The sequence below is a fragment of the Roseovarius sp. SCSIO 43702 genome, assembly GCF_019599045.1.
In the GTDB taxonomy this organism is placed as follows: domain Bacteria; phylum Pseudomonadota; class Alphaproteobacteria; order Rhodobacterales; family Rhodobacteraceae; genus Roseovarius.
The window spans coordinates 127,532-139,456 of the sequence record NZ_CP080623.1; the positions used below are offsets into that span (position 1 = coordinate 127,532).

Genomic DNA, 11,925 nt, shown 5'->3' on the forward strand with positions numbered 1-11,925 from the left:
CTTGTGCGATATGACAGGTGGTCACGTGAAGGAGCAAGGCATTGTTAGTCGGCGTCCTGCATGGGTGGCCAGGGCCGCGCATCCTCCGCCGCGATCCATCGCGCGATCCATTCGGGCATCTCCGGGCTCTCGTCCCCGCGGCCCAGCGCGGCCATCACCTCGCCGGGCGGCACGATCCCGTTCTTCCCGGTCACGGCCATCCGCAAAAGCGCGTGGCTCGAACATTCGCCGTTCCGCTTCCACATGGACTGCTCGACATAGACGAACCGCTCGTCCCAACAGGTCGCGCGGCTTCGCATTTCGATGCGGTCGAACATCCGCACCCGCCGCCGGTATCTCACGACCGATCCGGCCACCGTGAGGCCCCACCCCTTCTCGCGCAGCACGTCGATCAGGCCGACACGCTGGGCAAGCGGGATCCGTCCCAGGTCGAAAATTGTCAGGGTTCGCCCGTTGTTCAGCTCCCACCAGAGATCGATATCCCAAGGCAGGCAATAATGCGTTGAGACATGCGTCCCGGTCAGCGGAAGACGCGCGTCCCTGCGATGCTTGACGACCTGCCAGACCAGGCGAATGAAAGGGTACATGGGCACTCTCCTTCGCTGGAGCCTCTACCGCACCTGACGCCGGCGTCAACCGGGACCGCGCGTCAGGCTTGCGCTTTGCCGACCCGCGCCTTACCTCTGGCCCAGTCGAAACTTGGGAAAGAACGATGCTGGCGATTTACGGACCTCTGCAACTGATCCTGTCGGTCGTCTACTGGGTGATCCTCATCCATGTCATCATGAGCTGGCTCATCAGCTTCCAGGTCCTGAACCTCAACCAGCAATTCGTCGCCCAGATCTGGTACGGTCTCAATCGCCTGCTCGAGCCCATTTACGGCCCCATCCGACGCATCCTGCCCGACACGCGCCCGCTGGATCTCGCGCCGTTGGTCGCCTTTCTCATCGTGATTTCACTCCAGATGTACATCCTTCCGGTGATCTTCGGTTTCGCCTGAGGCTTGTTTACCGAATCTTGATGTGAAACAGTCCTGATCAGAGCAGGAGCAAAGAAAATCTGACAGGATCCCCAATGCCCGGCGCTGCCACGCTTTTGCGCGATGTGTTTGGATTCGACGCCTTCCGTCCCGGACAGGAGGAGATCGTCCACTCCGTCACCACGGGCCAGAACGTGTTGGCCATCATGCCGACGGGCGGCGGCAAGTCCTTATGTTATCAACTTCCCGCGCTCATGCGCGAGGGTGTTACCGTCGTCATCTCTCCGCTCATCGCGCTCATGCGCGATCAGGTCCGCGCCCTGCGCGCGGCGGGTGTCGAGGCGGGGGCGCTCACCTCCGGCAACACCGAGGAGGAAACCGACGCGGTCTGGGCCGCGCTTTCCGAAAATCGGCTGAAACTTCTCTATATCGCACCCGAGCGGCTTGCCGCGGGATCGTCGCTCGGCATGCTCCGCCGGGCGGGCGTCTCGCTCATCGCGGTGGACGAGGCGCACTGCGTCTCGCAATGGGGACATGACTTCCGGCCCGACTATCTTCGCATCGGTGAATTGCGGCGCGCGCTGGGTGTGCCCCTCGCCGCCTTCACGGCCACGGCCGACGCCGAAACACGCGACGAGATCGTCGAGAAGCTCTTCGACGGGCAACCTCCCATCACCTATCTTCACGGGTTCGACCGGCCCAACCTCCACCTGGCCTTTGCCCCCAAGGACGGCCCGCGCCGCCAGATCATGAATTTCGCCGCCGCCCGACAGGGACAATCCGGCATCGTCTACTGCGGAACGCGCGCCAAGACCGAGACACTGGCTCAGGCGCTGCGCGAGGGGGGGCACAATGCCGTTGCCTATCACGGCGGGATGGAGGCTGACGACCGCCGCCAGGTCGAGCATCGCTTCAACACCGAGGACGGGCTTGTCGTCGTGGCGACGGTGGCTTTCGGCATGGGCGTGGACAAGCCCGACATTCGCTGGGTCGCCCACGCCGATCTGCCCAAGTCGATCGAAGCCTATTACCAGGAAATCGGCCGCGCCGGACGCGATGGCGCACCGGCCGAAACGCTCACGCTCTTCGGCCCTGATGACATTCGCCTGCGCCGCGCCCAGATCGACGAAGGCCTCGCCCCGCCCGAGCGCCGCATGGCCGATCACGCCCGGCTCAACGCGCTTCTCGGCTTGGCCGAGGCCCAGACCTGCAGGCGTGCCACTCTCCTGCGCTACTTCGGCGATTCGGAAACGACCTGCGGCAATTGCGACCTTTGCGACAATCCCCCCGATCTCTTCGACGGGACCGAGGCCGTGCGCAAGGCGCTTTCGGCAATCCTGCGCACGGGCGAGTATTTCGGCGCCGGCCACCTGATCGACATCCTGACCGGCAACGATACCGAAAAGGTGCGCGCCCGCGGACACGATCGGCTTCCGACCTTCGGCGTTGGCCGCGATCTGCCGCACGGCGAGTGGCAAAGCATCTTCCGGCAGATGATGGGTCTTGACCTCGTGCGCCCCGATCCCGACCGGCATGGCGCCCTTCGGATGACCGAAGGCGCCCGCCCGGTGCTGCGCGATGAGGAAAACGTCACGCTCCGACGCGACACGCTCGCCTCCAAATCCCCACGCCCGGCAGTCAGGACGCTTGTTTCGGACGAGGACGCGCCGCTCCTTTCCGCGCTCAAGGCCAAGCGCCGTGCGTTGGCCGAGGCCGCGAACGTGCCCGCCTACATCGTCTTCAACGATCGCACCCTCATCGAGATGGCCGAACGCCGACCCGCCACGCTCGACCAGATGGCGGGTATAACGGGCGTGGGCGCCAAGAAGCTCGAACAATATGGCGACGCCTTCCTCACCGTGATCACCGGCGCCTCCGAGCAGGTCCACCCGACCCGTCGCAAGCTGGCAGGAAAGGAGGCAGGAACGCTCTACGACCGGCTGCTCGACGCACAGAACAGTCTCAGACAGGGCGAGTCGGGTACCGAGAAACCGCTTACATGCTCCACATCTCTCTTGGCCAGGCTCGCCTCCAGCCGGCCGCGCGATACGGCCGGTCTCGTTCGTATTCTTGGAGAGCGGCGCGCCGAGCGGTTCGGCCCCGCCTTTCTGGACGTTCTGGCTGACGCGGACTAAGTGAGACGCCACAGGTCCGAAAGGAAATCGCATGCTGATCGTCGTCTCGCCCGCCAAGAAACTCGACATGGAACCCGCGGCCGGCTTTGTCTCAAGCGAACCCGCCTTCGCCGCGCGCGCGCAGGAACTGGCCGGTATCGCGGGAAAGCTCGACACGGACGGTCTTCGAAAGCTGATGGGCATCAGCGAGAATCTCGCCAAGCTCAATGCCGACCGTTTCGCGAATTTCGGCGAGATGGAGACGAAACAGGCCGCGCTCGCCTTTGCCGGGGATACATATCAGGGGCTCGAAGCCAAATCCCTCGACGAGGACGAGATGGCTTGGGCGCAGGACCACCTTCGCATCCTCTCGGGGCTCTACGGCCTTCTCCGGCCCCTCGACCGGATCGAGCCTTATCGGCTCGAGATGGGCAGCCGTCTCGAGACGCCGCGCGGCAAATCGCTCTATGACTATTGGGGCGACACGCTCGCACAGGCGCTCAACGCGCAGGCGGAAAAGCTGGGCACCGAGACACTCGTCAACTGCGCGAGCCAGGAGTATTTCGGCGCCGTCTCGCCCGATGCGTTGAAACTCAGGGTCATCACGCCGGTCTTCATGGAAGAGAAGAACGGCGAGCCCAAGGTGGTGAGCTTCTATGCCAAGCGCGCCCGTGGCGCGATGGCCCGGTTCATCGTGCAGAAGCGGCTGACCGACCCTGATGCACTGCGGGATTTCGACAGCGGAGGCTATGAGTATCGCGCCGACCTGTCCGAGGGCGACCGGATCGCCTTCGTTCGTCCGGGCTGAGCCGGTTCACCTGATCCGCCCGTCACTCGGGCTCCGGCGCGCCGGAGGGAGAGCGGACATCGACTGGACAGGCGGCCTCGATCCGTTCCACGAGCGGCCCCTTGCGCAGGGGCTTCGTCAGGTAGTGGTCGAGACCGGCGGCAAGAATGTCCTCCGCATCACCGGACATGGCATGCGCCGTCATCGCGACGATCGGCACATGGCCGCCCCTCTTCGCCTCCAGCGCACGGATCGCCCTCGTCGCCTCCTTGCCATCCATTTCCGGCATCGAGATGTCCATGAAGATCACATCCGGGCCGATTTCCTCGAAAAGCGTCACGGCTTCCCGTCCGTTTCCGGCAAAAGCGATGTCCACGTCGAGCGACTTGAGCATCTTCGAAAACACCAATTGATTAGTCTTGTTGTCCTCGGCCGCGAGGACACGCATCCGCCGCTTCTCAGCGCTCCGAGGCGTCGCTGGCTCTTGAAGCTGCCGTCGGCGGCTGGCCCGAAACACGGGCTCATGACCGGGTGGCGCGCCGTCGCCCTGCGCCTTGCCGTCGCGCGGCGCGGCCCTGAAGACCAGCTGCGTGGCCAGGGCGGCATCGCTTTCGGAACGACCGTCGCGCCGCTTGGTCGGCCGCGCTGAAACTGCGCCCATCGCCGCGAAGAGTTCGGCACGCGCCATCGGTTTCTGAACCACGCGCGCGACGTGCCGCATCGCGGGCTCGCCCTCCGAGGCCTTGCTGGAGTTGCTCAGCACGATGACTGGCAGATCATGCCCCGTCTCCGCCATTGCCTCGGCAAGCTCGAACCCGTCCATGCCCGGCATCTCGTGATCGGCCACCACGAGGTCAACATCTCTGTCCTGTTCGATCAGCCTGAGCGCTTCGGGCGCAGAAGCACATCCCAGCACCCGCAGGCCGAGCTGGCCGAATTGGCGCTCGAGGATGAGCCGGTTGGCGTCCTTCGCATCGACGACCATGACCGTCGAGACGCCCGGCCCCGGCAACACCGGCTCGGGCGGCGCCGGTTCCGCCACCCGAAGCGACAACCCGATGCCGAAAACCGAGCCCGCCCCCTCGCGGGAGTCGCACCAGATCTCGCCATCCATCAGCCTGACGAGCTTCTGAGAGATCGCAAGACCAAGCCCCGTACCCTCGAACTTCCGGCTTTGCGCATCGTCCACTTGGTTGAACTCCCCGAAAACATGATCGACCTTGTCCGCGGGGATGCCGATGCCGGTATCCTCGACCAAGATATGCAGCCGCGCGATGTCCCCGTCCCGATCCACGCCGACGACGCGGATCAGCACATGGCCCTCCTGCGTGAACTTGACGGCGTTGCCGATGAGATTGGTCAGGACCTGCCGCAAGCGCCCCCGATCACCGATCAGCCGGGTCGGCAGAAACAGGTCGTAATCGAGCATAAGGTCGACGCCCTGATCCCTCGCCTTGGGCTGCATGAGCATGATCACTTCATGCAGGCACCGCTCGAGATCGAAGGGTTCGGGATGAAGAACAAGCTTCTCCGCCTCGATCTTGGAGTAATCGAGAACATCGTTGATGATGACCAGCAGCGCCTCGCCGGAGTTCCTTATCGTGGTGGCATAGAGCCGCTGTTCGTCGGTCAACTCGGTCTCGCGCAGGAGATCCGCCATGCCCACGACACCATTCATCGGTGTGCGTATCTCGTGGCTCATGTTGGCGAGAAACGAGGACTTGGCCCTGTTCGCTGCTTCCGCCCTTTGTTTGGCCTCGCGCAGCTTCTCCTGGTAGCGCACCGTATCGGTGATATCGAGCGCGAGGCTCACCACGTCGCCACTCGTTCCCCGTTCGTCGAGGAGCTTGATCGACCGGCCGTTCCAGAGCCTGATGACACAGGGCGGCTGCTCCTCTCCCTGCCAACGGTCGAGCATCATCTCGCGCCATGCTGCGGGCGATACATCCCCGATATCGACGATCCCCTCCTCGGTGGCGAATTGCAGGATCTCGACGTAGGAAATGCCCGGCTTGATGTCCTTCAGCCCGTCGAAGACCGACAGGTAGGCATGGTTCGCGGCGATCATCCGGCCGTCCGCATCAAAGAACGCGAAACCGTCCTGGATCGTTTCGATCGAATGCCACAGACGCCGCTCGGCCACTTCGACCTTCTCGTTCGCGACCGTGAGCTCGGTCTTCACGCGCTGGTTTTCGTCCTCGACATCGCGCACCTTTGCGCGGGTTTCCACGATTTCATCCGACAGGGCGCGCGCATGCTTCCCCAGCTTGCGGTTCGCGGCATGAAGCTCCGCCTGCTTCTGCTCGAGCAGTCGTTCCGCGGCAAGTCGTCCGCGCCGTTCCTCCGCCAGCTTGTTGGCAAGGTTCATGCCGATGCTCCGCGACCATTCCCCTTTTGCGTCACCCTCGCGCATCCTGGTGAAGAATTCGTTTCTCTCCGCCGTCGCGGACCTACCGGCGACGCATCACTGATTTCGAGCCGGCCCGGAATCGTGGACAGGATGGGGTTCCCATGTCACGATGAAGTCATTTCCGACTTTATCTTACGAGGACGCCATGCTCCGCCGGCTTATCTCCACAGTTCTTCTCCTCATTCTCGCACTTCCGGCAGCGGCCGAATCTCCCGTTCCCGACCGGCGTTTCGCAGTCGTTCCCAACATGGATTTCTACGGCGCCGACCTGCAATCCATCTTTGACACCTCCTACGATGCCTGCCGCCTCGCCTGTTTGAACAACGCCGATTGCGCCGCCTTTACATTCAACACGAAATCCAAGGCGTGCTTCCCGAAATCCAGCATCAGCGACCGCGTCCCGTTCGAAGGCGCCTATTCCGCGCGCGCGCTGCCGACCGATCCGGCGGTGCTGCAGGCGGCCGATGCGCGCCGGGCCGACCTCGGCTTCCTGACCGATTACGCCATGGATAACGTCCGTGACCTCGCGCTTCGCATCGGAACCCTGCATCCCGCCGGCGACTGGACCGAGGAGCAGCTTCTCCAGGCTGCGCGTGACCGGGAGGCGCAGGGCGACATCCTGAACGCGATGCGCTGGATGGGAGCCGCGGTTTCGCTCTCGGACACCGCCGATCAATGGACCGATTACGCCCGGCTGTCGCTCGCATTGCAGCATTCCAACAGCAGTGAACGGCGGGAAAACATCCGCCGCGCCATCAACGCTTCCACGAACGCCTATTTCCGCGCACTCAGCCCACCCGCGCAAGTGAGCGCGCTGGTCGTCCTGGCAGAAGCGCTCGAACAGGACGGGCAAGGCCGCGACATGATCCGTGCCCTTCGGCTCGCGGAGGATATCCAACCGCGGGACGACGTGCTCGCCATGCTTGATGAGGCTATCGGCAAATATGGCTTCCGCATCGTCGAACATCGTGCCGACAACGAGGCCGCGACGCCCCGTATCTGCGCCGAGTTCTCCGAACCCCTTGTCGAAAGCGGCATCGATTACGCGCCCTTCGTCAGGCTGCCCGATTCCGGCCTCGTGGTGCAGGCAGACGAGAACCAGCTTTGCATCGACGGCGTGCAACATGGCGAACGCTACACCGTCACCTTCCGCGAAGGCATGCCCGCCGCGAGCGGCGAAGAGCTGGCCAAGGATGTCGACATCTCGCTCTACATCCGTGACCGCTCGCCCAAGGTGAACTTCCCGGGCCGCGCCTATATCCTGCCCCGCGCGGCGGATGCGGCTCTCCCGATCGAGACGGTCAACCTCGACAAGGTGGAACTCACGCTCAATCGCGTCTCGGATCGCAATATCCTCCGCGCGATACAGGAGGATCTCTTCGGCCGGCCGCTTTCGGAATACGATGTGGAGTATTTCGAGGACGATATCGCCGAGAAGGTCTGGACCGGCACGGGTGAGGTTCAGAACGAGTTGAACCAGACCATGACGACGCGCCTGCCCCTGGGCGACGTGCTGGCCGACATGGAGCCGGGCATCTACACCCTCCGCGCCCGCATCAAGGGCGTGCCGATCTACGACGATCCGGGTGCGACGCAATGGTTCGTCCTGACCAACCTCGGGCTCACCACGCTCGCGGGAACGGACGGGCTGCATGTGTTTGCCCGCGGTCTTTCCGACGCTGATGCGCTCGAAGGGATAACCCTGACGCTTCTGTCGCGCTCGAACCGGGAGCTTGCCACGGCCACCACCGACGCCAACGGTCACGCGCGTTTCGAGCCGGGCCTCACCCGTGGCACGGGCGGCGCGGCGCCGGCCATGGTGCTCGCGCGCCAGGGAGAGCAGGATTTCGCGTTCCTGTCTCTCACCGACCCCGCCTTCGATCTTTCCGATCGCGGCGTCGAGGGTCGCCCTGCCGCGCCCGCGATCGACGTGTTCCTCGCCACCGACCGCGGCGCCTATCGTGCCGGCGACGTGATCCACGCAACGGCGCTCGCCCGGGACGCGCTTGCCGAAGCCGTTCCGGGCCTGCCGCTCACCGCGATCCTGACGCGGCCCGACGGGGTGGAGTACTCCCGCCATCTTTCCTCCGATGATGCGGCGGGCGGCCATGTTTTCGAGTTGCCTGTCGCGACCACCGCGCCGCGCGGCACATGGCGCCTCGACATCAAGGCCGACGTGGACGCCGATCCCCTGGCCACCGAAACCGTCCTGGTCGAGGATTTCCTGCCCGAGCGCATCGACTTCGACCTCGCGCTTCCCGAGACTCCGCTGCGTCCCGGTGAGGTCGTGCCGCTCACCATCGACGCCCGCTATCTCTTCGGCGCGCCCGGTGCCGGCCTGACCGCCGAAGGAACGATCACGCTTCGCGCCAAGCGGGAGCTGGATGCGTTTCCGGGCTACCTCTTCGGCCGCCACGACGAGGGGGCCTATCCCGTGTCGACCTACATGGGCGACGGCCCGACCGACGCAGCGGGCCGCCTCGTGACCGAGATCGAGCTGCCCGAGGCCGAGGTCGCGGACCGGCCGCACGAGGCCACACTCACCATACGCGTGAGCGAGGGCTCGGGCCGCCCGGTCGAGCGCCGCCTGACCCGCATGCTGGCCCCGTCGCAAACGATGATCGGGATCAAGCCGGCCTTTGACGGCGTCGTGCCCGAAGGCGCCGAGGCGTCGCTCGAGGTAATCGCCGTCGGGCCCGACCTCGACCGGAAGGCGCTGCCGATCAGATGGACCGTCAACCGCGTCATGACCCGCTACCAATGGTATCAGCAATACGGCAACTGGAACTGGGAGCCGATCACCACGCGCGAACGTGTCTCGACCGGCGAGGCCACGACCGGGCCCGATCCGCTCACGGTCATGGCCCCGGTCGAATGGGGCCGCTACGAGCTTGTCGTCGAAAGCACCTCGGGCGACTATGTTTCGGCCTCGCATGATTTCTACGCCGGCTGGTATGCCCCTGCGGATGCGTCGCAGACGCCCGACACGCTGGAACTCTCGCTTGATCGCGAGAAATACGCGCCGGGCGACACCGCGCAGCTTCGCATCGTGCCGCGCTACGCCGGCACCGCGCTCGTCACCGTGATGTCGAACCGCGTGATCGACATGAAAGCGGTCGAGGTGCAGGAAGGCGAGAACACGGTGTCCCTGCCCGTCACCGACGACTGGGGCGCGGGCGCCTATGTCACGGCCCAGGTCATCCGTCCGATGAACGTGGCCGCCGATCAGAATCCCGCGCGCGCACTCGGCCTCAGCTATGCCAGCATCGATCCGGGCGACAGGAAGCTCTCGGTCACGATCGACGCGCCCGACACGATCCGCCCGCGCGGTCCGCTCGAAGCCACGGTCAATGTCGGCGGGGTGCCGCAGGACGAGACAGGCTATGTCACCCTTGCTGCGGTCGATGTGGGCATCCTCAACCTCACCGGCTTCGACGCGCCCGATCCATCCGCGCACTATTTCGGCCAGCGGCGCCTCGGCGTCGAGATCCGCGACCTCTATGGCCGCCTCATCGACGGAATGAACGGCGCCCCCGGCCAGGTCAGGTCGGGCGGTGGCGAAGACAGCGGGATGAGCATGGAATCGCCACCCCCGACCGAGGACCTCGTGGCCTATTTCACCGGCCCGCTCACGATCGGCCCGGATGGCACGGCATCGGCCAGCTTCGACATCCCCGACTTCAACGGCACGGTGCGTCTCATGGCCATCGCGTGGACACCGAAGGCGGTGGGCGAGGCAGAGACCGATGTGCTGATCCGCGATCCGGTGGTCGTGACCGCATCGCTCCCTCGCTTCCTCGCCCCCGGCGACCGGAGCGAGATGCTTCTCGAGATCGTCCATGCCGACGGTCCCACGGGGCGCATGGGCCTCGACATCTCGGCCGATGGGGTGATGATCGGCGACGGAACGCCATCGGGCATCGACCTGGGCGATCAGGAAAAGGCCACGCTCAGCGTGCCGGTGTCGGCGGACGAGGTGGGCGATCACGCCATCCGCATCGCCCTCACCACCCCGGACGGACAGCAGCTCACCAAGTCCCTCACACTACCTGTGCGTGCCAACGATCCGGCCGTGTCCAGAACGCGCCGCTTCTCCCTTGCGGGGGGCGACACCTTCACGCTCGACGAGGCGGTCTTCGCGGGCTTCCGCCCCGGCACCGCCGAGGCGGTTCTCTCCGCCGGCCCCCTCGCGCGGCTCGACGCGCCGTCACTCCTGCAGTCGCTCAACCGCTACCCCTACGGCTGCACCGAACAGGTCGCCTCCCAGGCGATGCCGCTTCTCTATTTCAACGAGGTCGCCTCGGCCCTCGGCCTTGGCGATGCGGACCGGATCGAGCAACGCATCAACGACGCCGTGAACCAGATCATGACCCGCCAATCCTCGAACGGGGCCTTCGGTCTCTGGCGCGCGGCGTCGGGGGATTTCTGGCTCGACGCCTATGTCACGGACTTTCTCAGTCGCGCCCGCGCCGAAGGACACGAGGTGCCTGACCGCGCCTTCTCCATGGCGATGGACAACCTGCGCAACCGCGTGAACTACGCCCCCGACTTCGACGACGGCGGCGAGGATATCGCCTACGCGCTCATGGTTCTGGCCCGCGAAGGCGCGGCCAAGATGGGCGATCTGCGCTACTATGCCGACGTCAAGGCCAACGATTTCGGCACACCCCTGGCGCTTGCCCAACTGGGCGCGGCGCTTGCCTCCTACGGGGATCAGACACGGGCCGACCGCATGTTCCGCGCGGCACTCGATCAAGTGTCGAAGGTCACCGAGGCCGAGGGCCAGGTCTGGCGCTCGGACTACGGCACGCGCTATCGCGACCGCGCGGGCGTCATCGCACTCATCACCGAAGCCCGAAGCGAAGTGGCCGACAGCGCGACCTTCGATACCGCGCTGGGACGTACCGGGCCGCACATGTCCACGCAGGAGCAATCCTGGACGCTGCTCGCCGCACATGCGCTCATCGACACGCCCGGCAGTTCCGAGCTCACGCTCAACGACGCGCCTGTGGCCGGATCTCTCGTGACGAGATTCGACGCGGAGACGATGACGCCGAAACGGATCGGCAACACCGGCACGTCCGAGGCCGACATCACCCTCACCACGATCGGCGTGCCCGACGTGCCTGAACCCGCCAGCGGCTACGGCTACATGATCGAGCGTGCCTATTTCGACCTCGACGGAGAGCCCGCATCGGTTGCCAACGTGGAAAGCGGCACAAGGCTCGTCGCGGTGCTGACCGTTCGGCCCTCCAACGATGCCGAGGCGCGGCTCATCATCGACGATCCGCTGCCAGCGGGGCTCGAGATCGACAACCCCAACCTCCTGCGGTCGGGCGACGTGAACGGGCTCGACTGGATCAAGACCGTTTCCACCGAAACGACAGAGTTCCGCTCGGACCGCTTCATCGCGGCGGTGAACTGGCGCGGGGATGAGGCGTTTCGCCTCGCATATATCGTGCGCGCGGTGTCGCCGGGGACGTTCCATCATCCGGCGGCAACCGTCGAGGATATGTATCGCCCCGAGTACCGGGCGCACACCGATACCGGCCGAATGAACGTCGGACGCCGGTAAGCCGGCGAGAGGATCAGCGTGGGAGGCCTCTTCACCTCCCCACGCCGAAGGGGAAACCAC

General features: G+C 65.2%; 6 protein-coding genes. 4 read left to right on the forward strand and 2 right to left on the reverse strand.

Features of this window, described 5'->3' with window-relative positions; translation table 11 throughout:
* Positions 1-44: 44 nt before the first annotated feature.
* The gene (locus K1T73_RS00620; protein ID WP_220602085.1) at positions 45-587 is read right to left on the reverse strand and encodes an acyl-CoA thioesterase; all 543 of its coding nucleotides are present in this window, start codon (positions 585-587) and stop codon (positions 45-47) included.
* A gap of 125 nt (positions 588-712) precedes the next feature.
* Here K1T73_RS00620 and K1T73_RS00625 point away from each other — a divergent pair, with 125 nt between their 5' ends.
* From K1T73_RS00625 to yaaA, 3 genes are all read left to right on the forward strand, one after another.
* Entirely contained in the window at positions 713-1,000 is a 288-nt protein-coding gene (locus tag K1T73_RS00625) for a YggT family protein (protein ID WP_220602086.1), read from the forward strand.
* 74 nt (positions 1,001-1,074) lie between these two features.
* Entirely contained in the window at positions 1,075-3,114 is a 2,040-nt protein-coding gene (gene recQ, locus K1T73_RS00630) for a DNA helicase RecQ (RefSeq protein ID WP_220602087.1), read from the forward strand.
* 31 nt (positions 3,115-3,145) lie between these two features.
* Complete coding sequence (gene yaaA, locus K1T73_RS00635; protein ID WP_220602088.1) at positions 3,146-3,901, forward strand: peroxide stress protein YaaA; 756 nt, start codon at positions 3,146-3,148, stop codon at positions 3,899-3,901.
* A 22-nt stretch (positions 3,902-3,923) separates the two neighbouring features.
* Here yaaA and K1T73_RS00640 read toward each other — a convergent pair whose 3' ends face one another.
* Positions 3,924-6,248, reverse strand: a complete 2,325-nt coding sequence (locus K1T73_RS00640) for a response regulator (protein ID WP_220602089.1) — start codon at positions 6,246-6,248, stop codon at positions 3,924-3,926.
* Between the two features lie 187 nt (positions 6,249-6,435).
* Here K1T73_RS00640 and K1T73_RS00645 point away from each other — a divergent pair, with 187 nt between their 5' ends.
* A complete protein-coding gene (locus K1T73_RS00645; RefSeq protein ID WP_220602090.1) occupies positions 6,436-11,865 on the forward strand; it encodes an alpha-2-macroglobulin family protein in 5,430 nt (1,809 codons plus the stop codon).
* The last annotated feature ends 60 nt before the right edge of the window (positions 11,866-11,925 follow it).